The sequence below is a fragment of the Bacillus sp. FSL R5-0709 genome (assembly GCF_038004785.1).
Taxonomy (GTDB): Bacteria; Bacillota; Bacilli; order Bacillales; family Bacillaceae_G; genus Bacillus_A; species Bacillus_A mycoides.
Map to the genome: position 1 here is coordinate 4,202,378 of NZ_JBBORT010000001.1, position 21,230 is coordinate 4,223,607.

A 21,230-nucleotide genomic window follows, 5' to 3' on the forward strand; every position below is an offset into this window, starting at 1 on the left:
CTAAAAATACATATTTCAAACAAGGAAAACATAATGTAAACCGGACTTTTTAAACAACCTCTATAAAAAAAGCCTAGATGGGGTTAGTATAACCATCTAGACTCTATTCTTACTTCTCTTCTTTCAAGCTCAATTTTAAGCTTAGCTCTTCAAGCTGAGCTTCTGCAACTGGGCTTGGCGCTTCTGTTAATAAGCAGCTTGCGCTTGCTGTTTTCGGGAATGCAATTGTATCACGAAGGTTCGTACGACCTGCAAGTAACATAACAAGACGGTCTAAACCTAATGCGATTCCGCCGTGTGGTGGTGTACCGTATTCGAATGCTTCTAATAAGAATCCGAATTGTTCTTGTGCTTCTTCTTGTGAGAATCCAAGTGCTTTGAACATTTTTTCTTGTACGTCACGCTCGTAAATACGAAGTGATCCACCACCAAGCTCATAACCGTTTAATACAAGGTCATATGCTTGTGCACGTGCTTTTTCTGGTGCTGTTTCTAATAACTCAACGTCTTCACGGAATGGCATTGTGAATGGGTGGTGAGCTGCGAAGTAACGATCTGCATCTTCATCGTACTCAAGAAGTGGCCAATCAGTTACCCATAGGAAGTTAAATTTACTTTCGTCAATTAACTCAAGTTCTTTACCTAGACGTAAACGAAGTGCACCTAAGCTATCTGCAACAACACTTTTCTTATCTGCTACGAATAGTAATAAATCACCAGCATCCGCTTCTAATGTACTCATTAACACGTTTGCCTCTTCTTCACCGAAGAATTTCGCAATCGGTCCTTTTAAGCCGTCTTCTTCAACTTTAAGCCAAGCTAGACCTTTTGCACCGTATACTTTGGCGAATTCAGTTAATGCATCGATGTCTTTACGAGAGTATTTGCTCGCTGCACCTTTTGCGTTAATCGCTTTTACTTGTCCGCCGTTTTCTACAGCACTTGTAAATACTTTAAATCCACAACCTACTGCAAATTCAGATAGGTCTTTTAGTTCCATTTCAAAGCGTGTATCCGGCTTATCAGAACCAAAGCGAGCCATTGCATCAGCATATTTCATACGAGGGAATGGTGCACTAACTTCTACACCTTTTGCATCCTTCATGACTTTCGTCATCATACGCTCCATCATTTCTAAAATTTCATCTTGTGTTAAGAATGATGCCTCGATATCAATTTGCGTGAATTCCGGTTGACGGTCCGCGCGTAAATCTTCGTCACGGAAACAACGTGCTACTTGATAGTAACGCTCAAATCCACCGACCATAAGAAGCTGTTTAAATAGCTGCGGAGATTGAGGTAATGCATAAAATTCACCATCATGCACACGGCTTGGTACTAAATAGTCGCGAGCTCCTTCTGGCGTGCTCTTCGTTAAAATTGGTGTTTCAACTTCTAAGAACTCTTCTGTATCTAAGAAGTTACGAATTGTTTTCGTTACGTCATGACGCATTTTGAATGTGTTGAACATTGCAGGACGACGTAAGTCTAAGTAACGATATTTTAAACGCACATCTTCTGATGCATCTGTATCATCAGCAATAATGATTGGCGTTGTTTTCGCTGCGTTTAATACATTTACTTTCGATGCTTGTACTTCAATACGACCAGTTGCCATATTATCATTAATTGCGCCTTCACCACGTTCAACAACTGTACCTTCTACGTGCAATACGTATTCGCTACGAATCGTTTCTGCTACTTCTAACGCTTCTTTTGATGTTTCTGGATTAAATACAACTTGTACGATACCTGTACGGTCACGTAAGTCGATAAAGATTAATCCACCTAAATCACGGCGTTTTTGTACCCAACCTTTTAATTGAACTGTTTGTCCAACCGCTTCTACTGTTACTTTTCCGCATGCATGTGTTCTTTCAGCCACTTTAAGTTCCCCCTATATTAATTTCTCTGCTACATATGAAGCAAATACATCTAACGCTACTTCTTCTTGTCCGCCTGTTGCCATATCTTTTAAGTTAATGATGCCTTTATCTAGCTCATCTTCCCCTAATACAGCTACGTATTTCGCATTTAAACGATCTGCAGATTTAAATTGTGCTTTCATTTTGCGATCTAAATAATCTTTTTCAACTGATAATCCAGCTTTACGAAGATCGAACGCAACTTTTGCAGCACGGTCTTTCGCTTTTTCACCAAGTGCTACAACGTAACAATCAATACTATGTTCAATTGGTAACTCAATATTTTCAGCCTTCAGCGCCATAATTAAACGCTCAATACTCATTGCAAAACCGATACCTGGCATTTCCGGTCCACCGATTTCTTGTACAAGTCCGTTATAACGGCCACCGCCACTTAATGTTGTGATAGCACCGAAACCTTCTGCCTCACTCATAATTTCAAAAACAGTGTGTTGGTAGTAGTCTAAACCACGTACTAAATTCGGATCTTTCTCAAATGGAACATCCATCATCGTTAGTAGTTCTTGTACTTTGTCGTAGTATACTGCTGAATCTTCGTTTAAGTATTCTGTAATAGATGGTGCCGTGCTCATTAATTCATGATTACGGTCCTTCTTACAGTCTAAAATACGAAGAGGGTTTTTTTCTAAGCGAGATTGGCAGTCAGAACAGAACTCACCGATACGTGGCTCAAAGTGAGCAATTAACGCATCACGGTGCGCTTGACGACTCGCTGCATCACCTAAGCTATTTAATACAACTTTAATATTTTTCAAGCCCATACCGCGGTAAAACTCTACAGCAAGTGCAATTACTTCTGCATCAATTGCTGGATCGTTACTACCAATTGCTTCAATACCGAATTGTACGAATTGACGATAGCGACCTGCTTGTGGTCTTTCATAACGGAACATTTGGCCGATATAGTATAATTTTGTTGGTTGTGTTGCATCACCGAACATTTTGTTTTCAACGTAAGAACGTACAACAGGTGCAGTACCTTCTGGACGTAATGTTAAACTACGCTCTCCACGGTCTTGGAATGAATACATTTCTTTTTGTACGATATCTGTCGTATCACCAACACCACGTAAAAATAGCTCTGTGTGCTCAAAAATTGGTGTACGAATTTCTTTATAATTGTAACGACGGCAAATGTCGCGCGCTTGCCCTTCGATATACTGCCATAACTCAACACTACCTGGAAGAATATCTTGCGTTCCGCGTGGGATTTGAATAGACATATTCAGTTCCTCCTCAAATTGTTTTAATCTTAATAAAAATAAAAAAACTCCCGCCTCTACTGTTTGAACAGTAGGGACGAGAGTATTATACCCGTGGTGCCACCCTAATTGAAGCACGTATGCTTCCACTTTTTTAATAACGCTTAAATTTGCGTTCATCTCTACTAAGCATATATGCCGTTCAAGTTGAAACCTCTAGAGTGTCATTCAATCAGTCATCATGCAGAAATGTTTTCAGCCTAAGACATTTCTTCTCTTTCCATGTGTGTCTCATTTACTCTTCTCTATCAACGGTTATATTCATATGTAAATATAAAATTACTATACGTTTGTTGAGTAGGATTGTCAAGTACTCTAAGAGCGCTCAATCTGCTTCTTTAGACGCTTTACATCTTGAAGAGAAATCCCAAACTCAGAAGCGAGCTCCATTGAAGTATTGTTTTGCTCTTTTGAAATAAAATCATGAAAATTTACGTTAAACAGTTGATTTGCACCATTTGTAACAGAATGCCCTTTTTCATTCATACGCATACGTATATCCCTCACATTCAATATAGATGTTTTACTTTTTATTGTTCCATATTGATGAAAGAGTTATACATAACCGAAACAGCTATTGATTCCAAATAAAGTGAAACTTTAATGAATAGGGGTTTTGTCCATCGCCACTCATTATTAGCCCTCACTAATCAGGCTTTTACGAGCAGTGGATCTCCCACAAATAGCGGGATAAATGAACAAAACATACAACAATGTATGAAAAAAGAGAGGACCTATAATCCTCTCTTCCCCGGCAACACTATTTACTTTCTACAATTAAGGTCACCGGACCATCATTGATTAAAGAAACGTCCATCATTGCTCCGAACTGTCCTGTCTCCACATGCAGTCCTTGTTTACGAACTTCTTCATTAAAGAAATCATATAAATGTTCTGCATAATCAGGTTTCGCAGCATCCATAAAGTTTGGACGTCTTCCTTTACGGCAATCTCCGTATAATGTAAATTGCGAAATAGATAGAACTTGTCCCTTCATATCAAGTACAGAGTGGTTCATCTTTCCGCTCTCATCTTCAAAAATACGTAGGTTTGCAATTTTTTCTGCGATATAAGTTGCATCTTTTTCTGTATCTTCATGCGTAATGCCAACTAGTAATGTTAAACCGAATGGAATTTGTCCTACAATCTCGCCATCTACTGTGACAGACGCTTCCTTTGATCGTTGTAAAACAACTCTCATCTTTTCTACACTCCCTATTAATGCATCATGCGTCGTACGGCATAAATTTCTGGAACGCGTTTAATGCGCTCTACTACTTTTTTCAAGTGTTGTAAGTTTCGAATAGAAATCGACATGTTAATCGTTGCCATCTTATTACGATCACTTCTACCAGAAACAGCTGAGATATACGTCTTCGTTTCTGTAACAGCTTGTAATACTTCATTCAATAAACCACGACGATCATAGCCTGAAATTTCAATATCAACATTGTACTCAATTTCTTTTTCAGGACTACCTTCCCAATCTACTTCTAATAAACGCTCCACCGCTTCTTCTGTATGCACATTGACGCAATCGCAACGGTGAATTGATACGCCTCGACCTTTCGTAATATACCCAACGATATCATCGCCTGGAACTGGGTTACAGCATTTTGATAAACGAATTAACAAATTATCTGCACCACTTACCTTTACACCAGAATCCCATTTTCGAATTTTCATCGGTTTACGAACTTCTTTAACTTCAACGATGTCTTCTTCTTCACGTTGTTTACGGAACTTGTCCGTTAGTCGCGTAACAATTTGCGCTGCTGTAATTCCGTTATATCCAACTGCTGCAAACATATCTTCTTCATTTGCAAAGTTAAACTTCTCAGCGACACGTTTTAAATTATCAAGCGCTAATACTTCTTTCATCTCATACTCTAAGCCACGCACTTCTTTTTCAACAAGTTCACGGCCTTTTTCAATATTTTCATCTCTACGTTGTTTCTTAAAGAATTGACGTATTTTATTTTTCGCATGAGATGTTTGAGCAAGCTTTACCCAATCTTGACTTGGACCATACGAATGTTTCGATGTTAAAATTTCAATGATGTCACCAGTTTTCAACTTATAATCAAGCGTCACCATTTTCCCATTTACTTTTGCACCAATTGTCTTGTTTCCAATTTCCGAATGGACACGATACGAAAAATCAATTGGAACAGAGCCAAGTGGTAATTCCATTACATCGCCTTTTGGTGTAAAGACGAATACCATGTCAGAGAATAAATCAATTTTTAATGACTCCATAAATTCTTCTGCATTAGAAGCTTCATTTTGCCATTCTAATATTTGACGGAACCAAGTTAGTTTCTTCTCTAATGTACCCGTTGTTTCTGCTGCTTTACCTTCTTTATACGCCCAATGTGCCGCGATTCCGAATTCTGCAATCTCATGCATTTCTTTCGTACGAATTTGCACTTCTAGCGGATCACCTTTTGGTCCAATTACAGTCGTATGAAGAGATTGATATAAATTTGCTTTCGGCATTGCAATATAATCTTTAAAACGACCTGGCATTGGTTTCCAGCACGTATGAATAATTCCAAGCACCGCATAGCAATCTTTAATACTATTCACAACGACACGTACAGCTAGTAAATCGTAAATTTCATTGAATTGTTTATTTTGCAATGCCATTTTACGATAAATACTGTAAATATGTTTTGGTCTTCCAGAAATCTCAGGTTGAATTGAAACCTCTTTTAATTTCTCGCGAATGCCAGTCATTACTTCATCTAAATATTCTTCACGCTCTGCACGTTTACGCTTCATTAAATTCACAATACGATAATATTGCTGCGGGTTTAAATAGCGAAGTGACGTATCCTCTAACTCCCATTTAATAGTACTAATTCCGAGTCTATGTGCTAAAGGTGCAAAGATTTCTAACGTTTCATTTGCAATGCGACGCTGCTTCTCTTGAGGCAAATGTTTCAATGTACGCATGTTATGAAGACGATCAGCTAGTTTAATTAAAATAACTCGAATATCTTGAGCCATTGCAATAAACATTTTGCGATGGTTTTCTGCTTGTTGCTGCTCATGGGATTTGTATTTAATCTTTCCAAGCTTTGTAACACCATCGACAAGCATAGCGATTTCTTTATTAAATTCCCGTTCAATGTCTTCTAATGTAATTTCTGTATCTTCCACTACATCATGTAAGAAACCTGCCGATACTGTAGCCGGATCCATGTGTAAATCAACTAAAATACCTGCAACTTGAATTGGGTGAATAATATATGGTTCACCCGATTTTCTATATTGTTCGCTATGTGCATCACGCGCATATTCATAGGCACGTGCCACTAGCTCAATATCTTCATCCGCTAAATATTGACTTGCTTTCTCGAGTACCTGTTCAGCTGTTAGTACTTGCTCATTTGCCATCGAATCACCTTTTATTGAAAATTGACTTTATCTTTATTGAATAGAATAAATTATATTCTATCATTATAACCCAATGATTGTGAATTGTGAAAAGGAAAAGATTTTACTGACATTTCACCATGTTTTTTTGTGCAATTATACAAAAGTACCCGCTCCTCTCCAAGAGATTCACGGGTACTTTTTTATCACCGTAGTTTCACCTATATAATGATTAGTATTTTTCTAATACTAATACATCGTAACCATCTAACATTTTACGACCATCTAAGTAAGTAAGCTCTACTAAAAATGCAATTCCTGCTACAACTCCACCAAGTTCTTCAACTAGTTTAATTGTCGCTTCGATTGTTCCACCTGTAGCTAATAAGTCATCTGTAATTAATACACGTTGGCCGGGCTTAATTGCATCTTTATGGATTGTTAAAACATCCGTTCCATATTCTTTACCGTAGTCAACTGTAATTACTTCACGTGGTAATTTTCCTAATTTACGAACTGGTGCGAAACCTACTTCTAATGCATAAGAAACTGGGCAACCAATAATAAAACCACGCGCTTCTGGTCCTACTACAACATCAATGTCTCTTTTATTTGCATACTCAACGATTGCATCTGTTGCTGCTTTATATGCTTTTCCGTCGTTCATTAAAGGTGTAATGTCTTTAAACACAATACCTTCTTTCGGATAATCTGGTACAATTGCGATATGTTGCTTGAAATCCATATTTCTGAATCCTCCTCAGATATAAAAGGTTTGTAAATACAAATCCTTTACCCTAACTGTTCTACTTATTTATGATCACGAATCGTTTCAAACCATGTATATAGTTGCTGATATGTGCTATAAACCAATTCTTTCTCTAATTGTAAGTGGTTCATTTTCTCACGATATGTGTTCGATTCAATTAAATCACGCTTTTGTTTTTTGTCTGCCATAAAAATGACACCGTCTTTTATTGTAACAAATTCTAACTCAAAAAACACCTGTGTCATGAAATTTACTGTATCTTTTGACCAACCTTTATGACGACACAGTTGTTCCCCATATTGCCTTAAAGAAAATGGTGTTTTTTGGCTTAAGAAAGAATAGTACCATTTAAAATGTTCCCTCGTTGGGACCGTACTAAATAAATGATTATTCTCTTGATAAAATAGCGTGTAAATTCGAGCTGGGAATCCAGCCTTAAATACATCACCTAATTCATCTGTTCCTTTCGGCAAATCAAGTAGCACAATGTATTGATCATCAAAATGAGCTACCTCTGATGCATGCACGAGCTGTTCTTTATAGCCTTCTAAAGAAAATTTATTCAATACCTCTTCAGAAAAATACACCAATGTTATTTTTTCTTTCGGAAGTTCTGCTAAATTTGCTTCTACATTACGCATACTACGCCAGTCAAATAATTGCCATGCCTCTACAGCAATATCTTGCACCATTAATTGCGGCTTTTTAAAGTTATTCCATTCATTAATGGACACTTCTCCTACTACAGAAACCTTCGCAACTGGAGAGATTTCTTTCGCATAAGTACCAAATCCAAATCCAATCGTGTCCAGTGTTGCTTGTCCATCACGAAGAGCCATTTTTAAATGCGAACCATCAGATCCAATTGCACGGATACTTTCTAATTCGGCATCTTTCACCGCAATACGCGGTTTCGGATTTCCTACGCCAAATGGCGCTAACTTTTGCATATCCTCAATCGCGGCAAGCGTTACATCCTCTACTTTACAAAATGCATCCACTGCTGTAATCGGAATAAAATCTTCTGCTGTTAAAATTACATCTGCTTGCTCATTTAACCTGCGTCTTAATTCATCCACATCATTCATATTAAGCGTCATTCCCGCTGCCATCGGATGACCTCCGAAATGCGGTAACAATTCACGGCAATCTGAAAGGTTTGCAAACAAATCAAATCCTGCAATACTACGAGCCGATCCCTTTGCTGTTTCTTTATGAGGATCAATGCTTAATACAATCGTTGGACGATAAAAACGTTCAACTAACTTAGAAGCGACAATTCCAATTACCCCTGGATTCCAACCTTCTTTTGCAAGGACTAATACTTTATTTTCTTCTGGCGGGAAATTATTTTCGACTTCAGCGATAGCTTCTTCAGTAATTTGCTTTACAATATCTTTTCGAAGTTTGTTCAGCTCATCAATTTCTTCAGCTAGCTCTTTCGCTTCCTCTGGATCTTCTGATAATAAAAGGTGTACAGCAGGTGTTGCATCTTCCAAACGACCAACTGCATTAATACGAGGTGCGAGTGCGAACCCGATGCTTTCTTCTGTAATTTCGCTTTGCGAAACGTTAGCAACTTTAAATAACGCCTTTAAACCGATATTCCGAGTCATTCGCATATGCTTCAGTCCACGCTGTACTAACAATCTATTTTCACCATGAAGCGATACTAAATCGGCTACCGTACCGATTACTGCAATTTCCAACAAATGCTCTGGCACACGGCCCAAAAGTGCATGTGCAACTTTAAATGCAACACCAACACCCGCTAAATAATGAAACGGATAAACACCGCCTTCTAATTTCGGGTGAATAATCGCAAGTGCCTCTGGTAATTCTGGTGGTGGCTCATGATGATCTGTAATAATAAGATCTATTCCAAGTTCCTTCGCTACCTTCGCTTCATGTACCGCTGCGATACCAGTATCGACAGTAATAATTAGTGAGAACCCTGCACTGTGCGCCCAACGAAACGCTTCTTCATTTGGCCCATAGCCTTCAGTAAAACGATTTGGAATATAAAACTCTACTTCTGCACCTAATTCTTTGAGAGCAAGATATAACACAGTCGTACTACTTACTCCGTCCGCATCGTAATCGCCAAATATTAATATTTGTTCTCCATTTTCAATAGCTTTTTTCACACGTTCTACAGTCCGATCCATTCCTTCAAGTAAAAATGGATCATGAAATTCTTGATCTGCTGTATTTAAAAAGTCTACAATCTTATCTTCTGTATTTAAGCCTCTGCCAAGAAATAATGAAGTCACAAGAGGTGATAGTTGCAATTTATTTGCTAATTCACTCACTAGTTCCTCATTATATTCTTTTTCTTTCCAACGCGTCTTCGGTTGTAACACGAAATCACCCCTTAACCTATCCATTATACAAGACAGATTAAGGGGTGACAATATAATGCAAACTACGATTCGATATCTATATAATTAAATATCTGTTATGTTTAATTTGGAGAATACGGATTAATATGTACAAAAACGTTTTGTACGTTATCTTGTTTCATAAGTTTTTCTTTTACATGTTTTCCGATGCGGTGCCCTTCTTCTACAGTGATATATGGATCTACAGATACTTTAATATCGACAATAACATAGTGGCCATGTTCTCTTGCATATAAAGAGCCGATTTTTTTCACACCTTCCACTTGAAAAACTGCATCCCTAAGCGGAACAACATCTTCTTCATGCAGAACATGATCGAGCGTTGCATGAATAGCTTCTGCTCCAATACTCCATGCCATCTTAGCAACGAGAATTGAAACAAATAATCCCGCAATTGGATCGGCATATACAAGCCAATCTATACCTAACTTACCGCCGATAATAGCTGCACAAATGCCGATTAAAGCTGCAATTGAAGAAAACACATCCGAACGATGTTCATATGCATTTGCAATAATTGCAGCACTATTTATCCTCTTCCCTAATCGATATTTATACTGAAACATCCCTTCTTTCACTACAATCGAAAGAATAACTGCAAAAATCGTAATTCCTTTTGGTGGTTCCAAATCTTGTGAAAAAGCTTTTATAGACGAAATCGCTATCTCTATTCCAACAATAAATAATAATACCGCAACAATAATCGCTGAAATCGATTCCGCTTTACCATGACCATACGGATGATCTTCATCAGGCGGTTGCTTTGCCGCTCGTAATCCAAAAAGTACAGCTAACGAGCCAATTACATCTGATCCAGAATGCACTGCATCCGCTAAAAGTGCCTTACTGTTTCCAATATAACCAATTACCGCTTTTACAATCGCTAATATAATATTACCAACGATTCCGACAATAGCACCAAACTCGGCCTGTTTAAAACGTTCATCTTTTTCCATAATTGAAATCCCTTCTTTTCTTAACCTATCTTTTTATCCCGCTATTTGCGGGCAGTAAGCCCCCCACCTCAAAATCCGGCAAATACAAGGAAGTTAGGTGGGAGATCAACTGCCCGTAAAAGCCCGATTGGTGAGGGCTAATAATAAGTGGGGATGAACAAAACCCCCACTTATTAAAGTTTCACTTTATTTTAACAAAATCAGCGATAACATCACCACTTTATTCCATTTCATTCTTTCAAAAGTTGCTATCTTATTGTATCCACAAACGAAAAAAGAGATGCCTCATAATGAGACATCATCTTTTTTATACTTGCGGTTCAGGTTCTTCTTTCTCAACCTTCTTCTTGTTTTTGCCCTTTTTCAAACGACGGTTTTCAAGCATTAACCAAATTTGAGAAGCAACGAAAATAGAAGAGTACGTACCTACAACTAATCCAATTAATAATGCAAGTGAGAAGTTACGCAGTGATTCACTACCGAAAATAAGTAGTGTGATTACTGGGAATAACACTGTTAACACTGTATTAATTGAACGACCAATTGTTTGACGAATACTTGAGTTTACGATTTCTTCTAAATCTTTTATGTCGCGAACTCGTTTTTTCTGTTTGTATAACTCACGGTTTCTATCAAACGTAACAATCGAGTCATTGATAGAGTAACCAATAATCGTTAATACCGCAGCGATAAACGTTAAGTCTACCTCTATCTGGAAAAGACTAAATACAACAATCATAACGAATGCATCATGTAATAATGCGATTACTGCAGATACTGCGTACGTAAGACGGAAACGAATACTTACGTATAAAACGATTACTGCAGAAGCAATTAGTACTGCGATAAATGCATTTCGTGCAATCTCTTTACCGATTGTCGGCGAAACTGTACTTACATTCGGATCTGTACCGTATTTATCGTGGAAGAATGTTTTTGTTTTCGCAATTTCATCTTTCGATAGAACACCTACTGTACGAACTGCGAAACCTTTATTGTCATCTCCGGTCGGTACAATATCTTCTTCCTTCACATCGATGTTCAATTCTTTCAAATCTTTATGAACATTAGAAACAGTAGTTGCTTGTTTTGATTGCAAGTCGATACGTGTACCACTTGCAAAGTCAATACCAAGATTCATTTTGAAAATCGGTAATATAATTGCCCCAGCAATTACAACTACAATTGAGAATAAGAAAAATTTATGACCGATATTTACGAAGTTAATACGATCAAATCTCGTCGGTGGATGTACTACACCTTTTGTTAATGGAATAATATCCTTTTCCTTAACACCAAAGTAAGATAGTTTCTTATCAAAGTAACGGCTCTTTACAAGTAAACCTAGTAAGAAACGAGTACCGAATACGTTCGTAATGAAACCAACTAAAATACTTACGATTAAACTTGTTGCGAATCCTTTTACAGAGCTATTACCGTAAGCGAATAATACACCAGCTGCTGCAATTGTTGTAATGTTCGCATCTAAAATTGTCGCTAATGAACGATGGTTACCAGCACGGAATGCTGACATCATCGACTTACCAATTTTAAGCTCTTCCTTCAATCTCTCGTACGTAATGATATTCGCATCAACTGCGATACCAACCCCGAGCACTAATGCCGCAATACCCGGTAACGTAAGAACTGCATGCATCCAGTTAAAGACAAGTAATGTAACGAAAATGTATAAACCTAACATAATAACCGCTACAAGTCCTGGTAAACGGTAGAATACAAGCATGAATAAGAAGATAATAGCAATACCGATCGCACTAGCGAAAATCGTTTGCTCTAATGCTTGTTGACCAAATTTCGCTCCAACAGATGTTGAATACATTTCTTTTAAATCAACAGGAAGTGCACCTGCATTTAATAAAGATGAAAGTTCTTTCGCACTTTCAACTGTAAAGTTTCCACCTACGATAGATACTTCAGCTTGGTTAAATACTTGGCTTACTGTTGCTGCTGATAAAAACTTCGGATTCGGTTTTGCAGATTCTGCTTTATATGAATCTTTTCCTTCTTCAAAATCAAGCCAAATTACCATTAAATTCGTTGGTGGTGGCATTTTTGAAATCTTTTCAGTTACTTCACGGAATTTTTCAGCGCTTTTTAGTGTAAGACCTACGCTCGCACGGCCTTGCTCATCAAATGTTTGCTTCGCTCCGCCGCCTTTTAAATCCGTTCCGTCCATAAGAAGGTTATCATCCACATCACGGAATGTTAGTTTCGCTTGTGTTGATAACATTTCACGTGCTTTTTGCTGATCTTGTACACCAGCAAGCTGTACACGAATTCGATCTTCCCCTTCGATTTGAATGTTCGGCTCACTTACACCAAGAACATTGACACGATTTTCAAGAGCACCTACTGTACTTACAAGTGCATCACGATCGATTTTATCACCTTTTTTGGCTGGTTTTACTTCATACAGAATTTCAAAACCACCGCGAAGGTCTAGTCCTAGACTAATTCCTTTTGCTATGTCTTTTCCTGCCGCACCAATTACTCCACCAATTAATAAAACGATGAGGAAAAAGGCGGCAATTCTTGTACCACGCTTTGCCATATGTACCCTCTTTCTGCTACTAACACTTTCAATAAATCTCTTACGATTCATTTTCGCACGTGTGCATACGCCTAGTTAGTAGACTTACTTTCTATAAAATACATGTATTTCCGCTAGTTCATCACTAGCTGTGTCGGTAAGCTTTTCACAATACCTACACTATTCATTATTTATTTTTCCTCTTCACTACCTCCTTTATATATAATCTTAGACATAATTAATTCCTCTTTATCAATACCTATCATTATACTGCAAAAGGAAGAACAAACCAATTACAGTCGGTTATTTATTTTCATATTCATCAAACGACCAAAGTGGTGCTTGATATGCTTCAACAGTTAAATAATTCATATATTCATTAGTACTTACTCTTAATACATCATTTACTAATTCATATAACCTAACATCACTATCTATCTTTTTCCACTTTTTCGCCTTGAGAAACTTCCAAATATCATTATCTGTCACTCGGTCGTAACCGAACATTTGAAACTCTTCTACTTTACTTTCTAAAACGACTTGTAACTGTCCGCGGTATGATTCTACCAAAGCCTCTTTATCCAACATATATAACATCTCCTTCTTATTTCAGCACGAAAAGTCGCTTTTAATCCCGCTCTAATGGACAGTAATAACTTCTTTCAAGAGTACCATTCATACTTCACTCTCTTAAATGCTTGTCATTCTTGTCTCATACGTGCATATAAATTATTGTAAATCATTCCATTGATTTTGAGAAGGTAGGAGAAGAGTATGACGAGACAAAGCTTTTTAAAAGGCGCATTTATTTTAATGATAGCCGGTTTTATTACAAAAATCCTTGGATTTATTAACCGCATTGTAATGGCACGTATTTTAGGCGAAGAAGGCGTCGGCCTTTATATGATGGCTGTCCCCACCTTCATTTTAGCAATTACATTAACACAAATTGGCCTTCCTGTTGCAATCGCAAAATTTGTAGCAGAAGCAGAAGCAGTGAACGATAAGCAAAGAGTTAAAAAAATATTAACTGTCTCACTAGCCGTTACATCCATTATTAGTATCATTTTAACAATTGGGATTATGCTACTCACACCTATTTTAGCAAAAACATTATTAACAGATGAAAGAACTTACTATCCATTAATGGCTATTTTACCTGTCGTCCCCGTTATTGCAGTTTCTTCCGTTTTACGTGGTTATTTCCAAGGGAAACAAAACATGAAGCCGAGCGCTTACGCTCAAGTCATAGAACAAGTTGTCCGCATTACAATTATCGCTGTATGCATTCGGTTATTTTTACCTTACGGCGTAGAATATGCTGCAGCCGGTGCCATGCTATCAGCTGTTCTAGGTGAAGTTGCATCTTTATTATTTTTACTTACTTTATTCCAACGCGAAAAACATTTATCTATACGCTCTGGATTTTTCACTACTGTAAAGGAGAGCAAAAATACATTTTATTCCCTTATGGACATTGCTTTACCAACTACAGGAAGCCGTTTAATTGGTTCCGTTTCTTATTTCTTTGAACCTATCGTCGTTATGCAAAGCTTAGCGATCGCCGGCGTTGCTGCTTCTGTCGCAACTCAGCAATACGGTATATTAAACGGATATGCGTTCCCACTTCTATCACTGCCAGCCTTTATTACATATGCTCTTTCTACAGCACTCGTCCCATCAATTAGCGAGGCAATGGCAAAGAGACAACACAAATTAGTAGAACACCGATTACAACAAGCACTTCGAATTTCCTTAATAACCGGCGGATGGTCAGTCGTTATATTATATGTATTTGCTTCTCCAGTTTTAACTCTCATGTACGGATCAGACAACGCGGCCGCTTTCATCCAGCTTCTTGCACCTTGCTTTTTATTTCATTATTTTCAAAGCCCCCTTACATCTGTGTTGCAAGCTTTAAACTTAGCACGCGCTGCTATGATGAACACATTTATTGGCGCTATCGTAAAATTAATCGTTATCTTTGTACTCGCTTCACGCCCAGAGTTCCAAATGATGGGGGTTGCCCTCGCCATCGCAGCAAATATAGTAACCGTAACATTCCTTCACTACGCCACTGTTTTAAAGAAAATTGCATTTACCATTTATGCAAAAGACTATATTTTCGGCGGAATTGCTATCGGGATTGCTGGTACCTTCGGTTTTTATCTTCATAAGTATATCGTTTTTTCTCATTCACTTGGCATACAAACATTATGGGAAATCACTTTAACAACAATCGTTTATATCGTTCTCCTCTTCGTTTTCAAACTCATTCGAAAAGAAGAATTAAGTCGTCTCCCTATCATTCGGAAACTTTCATTTTTGAAGTAAGCAGGCTTGCCATTCAAAATGGTAAGCCTCTAATTTTCTTTCAAATCAACGAAAAACTGTCCATTTTGAAAACTACAATATAAAATCCGTTTCACATCTTTATAACCTAAGTTATTCAGTTTCTCAACGAGCCACCCATCTGTATGTTCGATCATTTGCAAATGATTGTATTGAATTTCTCCATCAATAATTAGTGGGAGTGTAAAAATTGGTGTATCATTTTTGCTCTTTTTACTTTTTTGTTTTTGAAAGACAGATAACTTTCCAGATGGTTCTAAAATAGCGTATTCTACATCACGCACATCTCCGATTCCTTGCTCACGTAGTTGCATCAATAAATCATCTATGTTATATCGCTGCTTCCGCATCTTTTTTTCATCAATTTTACCTGCATTCACAAGAATCGCAGGCTCCCCTTCTATTAAATGCCGAAAACGCTGAAACTTTAAAGAAATGACCGACAAAATGATTTGTATACACATAAGAAAAGTCATTGGAACTAATTGATGCCAAAGTGATTTATCTGTATTTTCGATTGCCACTACAGCCATTTCACCGAGCATAATGAATACAACTAAATCTAATACACTTAATTCTCCAATTTCACGTTTACCCATAAGACGAAAAATAATTAAAATGATTATATACAAAAGCATTGTTCGTCCGATTATTGATACCCATTCCATTTCTACATCCCCTTTTTTTACTTATAGGCTCCCCTACAAAAAAAGAAACTAGTCTAACTTAAACAAAATGAAAATATGCTTGTATTAAAAAGGGGGAATGCATAATGGATGGAACGAAAAAATTATCGAGCGCAATCGGCTTCGGTATTATTACCCTATTAATCCTCGCATCTATTACAAGTATGATCATGGCTCTTTTATTAAAATTTACGAATATTAATGAAGGGACATTAGTAATTATTATTTTTATAATAGCCCTTCTATCTATGCTTATGTCCGGATTTATTGCTGGTAAAAAGGCACAAGGAAAAGGATGGCTAGTAGGTTTCACAACAGGCCTTACATTCGCTATTCTCGTCTTTCTCGTTAACTATTTAGGCTTCTCTCAAACTTTATCGAACTCACAGTTACTCTACCAATTAGCATTGATGGGTGCGAGTACACTCGGAGGTATTTTCGGTGTAAATATGTCAAAACAAAATAGTTAAAAAAAGGCCCTGCACATTTCATGCAGGGCCTTCATCATTAGTTTTTCACAACTTCACGAATCGCATTGCGATCGAAAGTTAAGTGTGCACCACCAGATTTAACAACAATTTTTGTTTCATCCACTGATTCGATTGTAGCGTGTAAACCACCGATTGTTACGATAGCATCACCTTTTTTGATTTCATTTTGCATTTGTGCAACTGCTTTTTGACGCTTTTGTTGCGGGCGAATTAATAAGAAATAGAAAATCGCAAACATCGCAACAATCATAACGATATTCATCATACCTGCATTCATCTTGTGTTCCTCCTTTTAAATTATGTATTAGAAGTTTTTAGCATTCGGTTTATTAAAGCCATACTGTTCAAAGAACTCTTCGCGGAAATCGCCAAGACGGTCTTCACGAATAGCTTGTCTCACCTGCTCCATTAAGTTTAACAGAAAATGAAGGTTGTGATAAGACGTTAAACGAATTCCGAACGTTTCATCACATTTCATTAAGTGACGAATGTACGCACGAGAATAGTTTTTACATGTGTAGCAATCACAGTTCGGATCAAGCGGCCCGAAGTCTCTAGCGAATTTCGCATTTTTCACAACTAAGCGGCCTTCACTTGTCATACATGTACCATTTCGAGCGATACGAGTTGGAAGTACACAGTCAAACATATCAACACCGCGAATCGCACCATCAATTAACGAGTCAGGAGAACCTACACCCATTAAGTAACGTGGTTTATCATCAGGAAGAAGTGGTGTTGTAAACTCAAGAACACGATTCATAATATCCTTCGGTTCACCAACAGATAGACCGCCGATAGCATAGCCAGGGAAGTCCATTGAAACAAGATCTTTCGCACTTTGACGACGAAGTTCTTCAAACTCCCCGCCCTGTACAATACCGAATAAACCTTGATCTTGTGGACGTTCATGCGCCTTTAGGCAACGCTCTGCCCAGCGGCTTGTACGCTCTACCGACTTTTTCATGTATTCAAAAGTAGCTGGGAACGGTGGACACTCATCAAATGCCATCATGATATCTGAACCTAATGCATTTTGGATTTCCATCGCTTTTTCTGGAGATAAGAATAATTTATCGCCATTTAAGTGATTGCGGAAATGAACACCTTCCTCTTCAATACGTCGGAAATCACTTAAGCTAAATACTTGGAATCCACCTGAATCCGTTAAGATTGCACGATCCCAGTTCATAAACTTATGCAAGCCACCTGCTTCACGAATAATTTCGTGGCCTGGACGTAGCCATAAATGATACGTATTGCTTAAAATAATGCCAGAATCCATTGCTTTTAATTCTTCTGGTGACATTGTTTTAACTGTTGCAAGTGTACCAACTGGCATAAATGTCGGTGTATCAAATGAGCCGTGTGGCGTGTGCACTCGACCTAAACGCGCACCCGTTTGTTTACAAGTTTTAATAAATTCATAACGAATTGCTGTCATAATTTACTCCTTTTATTTGTTTCTCATTTTAGCGTGAGATGCAACGAACATCGCATCACCGAAACTAAAGAAACGATATTTTTCTTTTACTGCTTCATTATAAGCATGAAGTACATTATCTCTATTTGAAAATGCACTTACAAGCATAATTAATGTTGATTTCGGCAAATGGAAGTTTGTAATTAAACCATCAATTGCTTTAAATTCATATCCTGGGTACATAAAAATATCTGTCCAGCCAGAAGCTGCGCAAAGCTTACCACTATTATCTGTCGCAATCGTTTCTAACGTACGAGTTGATGTCGTACCTACAGTAATAATACGGCCGCCATTCTCTTTCACGCGGTTTAATAACGCCGCAGTCTCTTCAGACATATGGTAATACTCTGCGTGCATATGATGCTCTTCAATAGTATCTGCAGAAACTGGTCTAAAAGTTCCAAGTCCTACATGGAGTGTAATGAATGCTAACCCGACGCCTTTTTGCTTCAATTTCTCAAGTAACTCTTCTGTAAAGTGAAGGCCAGCCGTCGGTGCTGCTGCTGAACCGATTTCCTTCGCATATACCGTTTGATAACGATCGCGATCTTCTAGCGTCTCTTTAATATATGGAGGAAGTGGCATTTCTCCAAGCTCGTCTAAAATTTCATAAAAGATGCCGTCATATGAAAACTCAAGTTGACGCCCACCTTGATCTGCTGTTCCAATGCAAGTTGCTTTTAACTTTCCTTCACCAAAAGAGATGACAGTTCCTTCTTTTACACGCTTCGCTGGCTTTATAAGCGTTTCCCACTTATCGCCTTCCTCTTGTTTCAAAAGAAGCACTTCAATGTGTGCACCTGTATCTTCTTTCACACCGTGCAAGCGAGCTGGCATCACTTTCGTTTCATTTAAAACTAAGCAATCCCCCTCTTGTAAGTAAGAAAGAATGTCTGTAAAATGTTTATGCTCAATATCTCCTGTTTCACGGTCTAACACCATCAATCTTGATGTTTCACGCTCTTCAAGCGGAATTTGTGCAATGAGTTCTTCTGGTAAATGAAAATCAAACAGATTAATATCCATAACTGTATCCACCTATTTCTTATTTGAATCGATTTATTATATACATAATGAAAGATAATGCAATACTTAACACAATACATGTAATGATAGGAAAATAAAAGGTAACGTTACCTTTTTTCACAAAAATATCGCCTGGAAGCCTTCCTATGAACTTCCAAGCTAATCCAACAACAATGAGCAAAATACCAGCTGTAATAAGCAGCTTTGGCATCTCCGTCATACTTTGGGCATCTCCATTCCGAAATGCTCATATGCGAGCGGTGTTACGATCCGGCCTCTTGGCGTTCTTTGTAAAAAGCCAATTTGTAATAAATACGGCTCATACACATCTTCAATCGTATGAGATTCTTCCCCAATCGTTGCTGAAACAGTTTCTAATCCAACTGGACCACCGCGGAACTTTTCAATAATACCAAGCAGTAATTTATGGTCGATATGATCAAGTCCTAATTTATCTACTTGTAATAGTTCTAACGCCATTTGTGTAATTTCCATCGCAATCGTTCCGTCACTGCGAACTTGTGCGAAGTCACGTACACGTCGTAATAGACGATTCGCAATACGAGGTGTACCACGGGCACGTCTTGCAATTTCTAATGCAGCTAACGAATCTATTTCAACTTCAAACACTTCTGCTGTGCGTTCTACAATCGCAGAAAGCTGATCTACTGTATAGTACTCTAATCGTGAAAGTACACCGAAACGGTCACGAAGTGGTGCTGATAATGCACCTGCACGCGTCGTTGCCCCAACTAGCGTAAATGGAGGTAAATCTAGGCGTACAGAGCGAGCTGATGGTCCTTTCCCAATAACAATATCAAGGCAAAAGTCTTCCATCGCTGGGTATAGCACTTCTTCAATAGATCTATGCAAACGATGAATTTCATCAATAAATAATACATCTCCTGGCTGAAGCGCTGTTAATACAGCTGCTAAATCTCCTGGTCTTTCAATTGCGGGACCTGACGTCGTTCGAATGTTAACACCCATTTCATTGGCAATAATATTCGCAAGCGTCGTTTTACCAAGTCCAGGTGGGCCATATAAAAGTACGTGATCTAACGTTTCTTCACGCATTTTCGCCGCTTCAATAAACACTTCTAAATTATGTTTCGCTTTATCTTGGCCAATGTACTGACGGAGCGTCTGTGGCCGTAATGAATACTCTAAATCCGCATCTTCGTATCCAGATTCCCCTGAAAGGAGACGTTCGTCCATTATACTCACCTCTTACCATTTAGTAAAAGACTAAGTGCCTTTTTAATATATTGATCCGTCGTTAGTGATTCTTTTAATAACTCTGGTACAACGCGAGAGACTTCTCGTTCTGCATAGCCAAGTGCACGCAGTGCTTCCAGTGCTTCATCAAGTTCAACTGATGAACCTTTCTTCGTATCAAAACTTTCAGTATCTGAGAACAAATCAACAAACGCATCTGGTACAACATCTGCTAGTTTTCCTTTTAAATCTAAAATCATTTGGCGCGCTGTTTTCTTTCCGACGCCTGGGAACTTCACTAAGAACTTCTCATCTTCATGTTCAATCGCTTGAACGACCTGTCCGGTTTGACCAGAAGCTAAAATTGCAAGAGCACCTTTTGGTCCAATCCCCGATACACCTAACAATTTTGTAAATAATAAACGCTCTTCACGTGTTTTAAAACCGTAAAGTGCCATAATATCTTCTCTCACATAATGATATGTATAGACACGGATTTCTTGCTTACTTCTTTGAAATACATACGGATTTGGTGTGAAAATTTGATAACCAATTCCATTATGGTCAATTACGACATATTCCGGTCCTACATACTCCACGTAACCTGTAACATATTCAAACAAAATACGATCTCTCCCTCTCAAATCATGTATTCCATTTTAACATATTTAACAATAGAAAAGCGAGACTGCCCCAACAAATGTTCC

General features: G+C 38.0%; 19 protein-coding genes and 1 other annotated feature. Of the genes, 2 read left to right on the plus strand and 17 right to left on the minus strand.

The genetic code is table 11. The features are described from left to right. Nucleotides 1–109 precede the first annotated feature (109 nt). The 10 genes from aspS to MKX37_RS21575 all read right to left on the minus strand — a co-directional run bounded on the left by aspS (nucleotide 110) and on the right by MKX37_RS21575 (nucleotide 13,855). Nucleotides 110–1,885 (minus strand): aspartate--tRNA ligase, encoded by a 1,776-nt coding sequence (gene aspS, locus MKX37_RS21530; RefSeq protein WP_002015297.1) that lies wholly within the window; start codon nucleotides 1,883–1,885, stop codon nucleotides 110–112. Between the two features lie 12 nt (nucleotides 1,886–1,897). Beyond that, nucleotides 1,898–3,169 carry a histidine--tRNA ligase gene (gene hisS / locus MKX37_RS21535; RefSeq protein WP_012261743.1) on the minus strand — a complete coding sequence of 424 codons (1,272 nt, stop codon included), beginning with the start codon at nucleotides 3,167–3,169 and terminating at the stop codon, nucleotides 1,898–1,900. Between the two features lie 69 nt (nucleotides 3,170–3,238). Beyond that, nucleotides 3,239–3,469, minus strand: a binding site (T-box leader). Nucleotides 3,470–3,523: 54 nt separating this feature from the next. Beyond that, the gene (locus MKX37_RS21540; protein ID WP_001242605.1) at nucleotides 3,524–3,700 is read right to left on the minus strand and encodes a hypothetical protein; all 177 of its coding nucleotides are present in this window, start codon (nucleotides 3,698–3,700) and stop codon (nucleotides 3,524–3,526) included. Between the two features lie 268 nt (nucleotides 3,701–3,968). After that, nucleotides 3,969–4,409, minus strand: coding sequence for a D-tyrosyl-tRNA(Tyr) deacylase (locus MKX37_RS21545; protein ID WP_002015302.1), 441 nt, complete (start codon nucleotides 4,407–4,409; stop codon nucleotides 3,969–3,971). A gap of 17 nt (nucleotides 4,410–4,426) precedes the next feature. Further along, nucleotides 4,427–6,610, minus strand: a complete 2,184-nt coding sequence (gene relA / locus MKX37_RS21550; protein ID WP_002167636.1) for a GTP diphosphokinase — start codon at nucleotides 6,608–6,610, stop codon at nucleotides 4,427–4,429. Nucleotides 6,611–6,821: 211 nt separating this feature from the next. Then, nucleotides 6,822–7,334: an adenine phosphoribosyltransferase gene (locus MKX37_RS21555; RefSeq protein ID WP_002015305.1), complete on the minus strand. Its 513-nt coding sequence runs from the start codon at nucleotides 7,332–7,334 to the stop codon at nucleotides 6,822–6,824. 65 nt (nucleotides 7,335–7,399) lie between these two features. Beyond that, the gene (recJ, locus tag MKX37_RS21560; RefSeq protein ID WP_050000290.1) at nucleotides 7,400–9,721 is read right to left on the minus strand and encodes a single-stranded-DNA-specific exonuclease RecJ; all 2,322 of its coding nucleotides are present in this window, start codon (nucleotides 9,719–9,721) and stop codon (nucleotides 7,400–7,402) included. 101 nt (nucleotides 9,722–9,822) lie between these two features. Further along, nucleotides 9,823–10,716, minus strand: a complete 894-nt coding sequence (locus MKX37_RS21565; RefSeq protein ID WP_078422011.1) for a cation diffusion facilitator family transporter — start codon at nucleotides 10,714–10,716, stop codon at nucleotides 9,823–9,825. Between the two features lie 307 nt (nucleotides 10,717–11,023). Then, nucleotides 11,024–13,288: a protein translocase subunit SecDF gene (gene secDF, locus MKX37_RS21570; protein ID WP_003191552.1), complete on the minus strand. Its 2,265-nt coding sequence runs from the start codon at nucleotides 13,286–13,288 to the stop codon at nucleotides 11,024–11,026. A 282-nt stretch (nucleotides 13,289–13,570) separates the two neighbouring features. Beyond that, nucleotides 13,571–13,855, minus strand: coding sequence for a post-transcriptional regulator (locus tag MKX37_RS21575; RefSeq protein ID WP_002112000.1), 285 nt, complete (start codon nucleotides 13,853–13,855; stop codon nucleotides 13,571–13,573). A gap of 186 nt (nucleotides 13,856–14,041) precedes the next feature. On the opposite strand from MKX37_RS21575, the gene spoVB reads away from it, so the two are divergent. Then, complete coding sequence (gene spoVB / locus MKX37_RS21580) at nucleotides 14,042–15,601, plus strand: stage V sporulation protein B (RefSeq protein ID WP_002015313.1); 1,560 nt, start codon at nucleotides 14,042–14,044, stop codon at nucleotides 15,599–15,601. 29 nt (nucleotides 15,602–15,630) lie between these two features. On the opposite strand, the gene MKX37_RS21585 is transcribed toward spoVB, so the two are convergent. Beyond that, nucleotides 15,631–16,287: a DUF421 domain-containing protein gene (locus MKX37_RS21585; RefSeq protein WP_002143230.1), complete on the minus strand. Its 657-nt coding sequence runs from the start codon at nucleotides 16,285–16,287 to the stop codon at nucleotides 15,631–15,633. Nucleotides 16,288–16,391: 104 nt separating this feature from the next. Here MKX37_RS21585 and MKX37_RS21590 point away from each other — a divergent pair, with 104 nt between their 5' ends. Next, nucleotides 16,392–16,775, plus strand: coding sequence for a TIGR04086 family membrane protein (locus MKX37_RS21590; protein WP_002015315.1), 384 nt, complete (start codon nucleotides 16,392–16,394; stop codon nucleotides 16,773–16,775). Between the two features lie 37 nt (nucleotides 16,776–16,812). On the opposite strand, the gene yajC is transcribed toward MKX37_RS21590, so the two are convergent. The 6 genes from yajC to ruvA are packed head-to-tail and all read right to left on the minus strand — an operon-like array spanning nucleotide 16,813 to nucleotide 21,146. After that, on the minus strand, nucleotides 16,813–17,073 hold the full coding sequence (gene yajC, locus MKX37_RS21595) for a preprotein translocase subunit YajC (protein WP_002015317.1): 261 nt from the start codon (nucleotides 17,071–17,073) through the stop codon (nucleotides 16,813–16,815). A gap of 27 nt (nucleotides 17,074–17,100) precedes the next feature. Continuing rightward, nucleotides 17,101–18,240: a tRNA guanosine(34) transglycosylase Tgt gene (gene tgt, locus MKX37_RS21600; RefSeq protein WP_002015319.1), complete on the minus strand. Its 1,140-nt coding sequence runs from the start codon at nucleotides 18,238–18,240 to the stop codon at nucleotides 17,101–17,103. Between the two features lie 12 nt (nucleotides 18,241–18,252). Then, nucleotides 18,253–19,305 (minus strand): tRNA preQ1(34) S-adenosylmethionine ribosyltransferase-isomerase QueA, encoded by a 1,053-nt coding sequence (gene queA, locus MKX37_RS21605; protein ID WP_002167633.1) that lies wholly within the window; start codon nucleotides 19,303–19,305, stop codon nucleotides 18,253–18,255. A 19-nt stretch (nucleotides 19,306–19,324) separates the two neighbouring features. Then, nucleotides 19,325–19,525, minus strand: coding sequence for a DUF2905 domain-containing protein (locus MKX37_RS21610; protein ID WP_000138161.1), 201 nt, complete (start codon nucleotides 19,523–19,525; stop codon nucleotides 19,325–19,327). Further along, nucleotides 19,522–20,523: a Holliday junction branch migration DNA helicase RuvB gene (gene ruvB / locus MKX37_RS21615; RefSeq protein ID WP_000344470.1), complete on the minus strand. Its 1,002-nt coding sequence runs from the start codon at nucleotides 20,521–20,523 to the stop codon at nucleotides 19,522–19,524. The genes MKX37_RS21610 and ruvB overlap by 4 nt, the downstream gene beginning before the upstream one ends. Nucleotides 20,524–20,528: 5 nt before the next feature. Continuing rightward, complete coding sequence (gene ruvA, locus MKX37_RS21620) at nucleotides 20,529–21,146, minus strand: Holliday junction DNA helicase RuvA (RefSeq protein ID WP_002088786.1); 618 nt, start codon at nucleotides 21,144–21,146, stop codon at nucleotides 20,529–20,531. Between the last annotated feature and the right edge of the window lie 84 nt (nucleotides 21,147–21,230).

Coding starts and splice junctions, on each gene's coding strand:
- hisS (WP_012261743.1), bottom strand. CDS start 3,169: ATGTCTATTCAAATCCCACGCGGAACGCAAGATATTCTTCCAGGTAGT.
- MKX37_RS21540 (WP_001242605.1), bottom strand. CDS start 3,700: ATGCGTATGAATGAAAAAGGGCATTCTGTTACAAATGGTGCAAATCAA.
- MKX37_RS21545 (WP_002015302.1), bottom strand. CDS start 4,409: ATGAGAGTTGTTTTACAACGATCAAAGGAAGCGTCTGTCACAGTAGAT.
- relA (WP_002167636.1), bottom strand. CDS start 6,610: ATGGCAAATGAGCAAGTACTAACAGCTGAACAGGTACTCGAGAAAGCA.
- MKX37_RS21555 (WP_002015305.1), bottom strand. CDS start 7,334: ATGGATTTCAAGCAACATATCGCAATTGTACCAGATTATCCGAAAGAA.
- MKX37_RS21565 (WP_078422011.1), bottom strand. CDS start 10,716: ATGGAAAAAGATGAACGTTTTAAACAGGCCGAGTTTGGTGCTATTGTC.
- secDF (WP_003191552.1), bottom strand. CDS start 13,288: ATGGCAAAGCGTGGTACAAGAATTGCCGCCTTTTTCCTCATCGTTTTA.
- MKX37_RS21575 (WP_002112000.1), bottom strand. CDS start 13,855: ATGTTGGATAAAGAGGCTTTGGTAGAATCATACCGCGGACAGTTACAA.
- spoVB (WP_002015313.1), top strand. CDS start 14,042: ATGACGAGACAAAGCTTTTTAAAAGGCGCATTTATTTTAATGATAGCC.
- MKX37_RS21585 (WP_002143230.1), bottom strand. CDS start 16,287: ATGGAATGGGTATCAATAATCGGACGAACAATGCTTTTGTATATAATC.
- MKX37_RS21590 (WP_002015315.1), top strand. CDS start 16,392: ATGGATGGAACGAAAAAATTATCGAGCGCAATCGGCTTCGGTATTATT.
- yajC (WP_002015317.1), bottom strand. CDS start 17,073: ATGAATGCAGGTATGATGAATATCGTTATGATTGTTGCGATGTTTGCG.
- tgt (WP_002015319.1), bottom strand. CDS start 18,240: ATGACAGCAATTCGTTATGAATTTATTAAAACTTGTAAACAAACGGGT.
- queA (WP_002167633.1), bottom strand. CDS start 19,305: ATGGATATTAATCTGTTTGATTTTCATTTACCAGAAGAACTCATTGCA.
- MKX37_RS21610 (WP_000138161.1), bottom strand. CDS start 19,525: ATGACGGAGATGCCAAAGCTGCTTATTACAGCTGGTATTTTGCTCATT.
- ruvB (WP_000344470.1), bottom strand. CDS start 20,523: ATGGACGAACGTCTCCTTTCAGGGGAATCTGGATACGAAGATGCGGAT.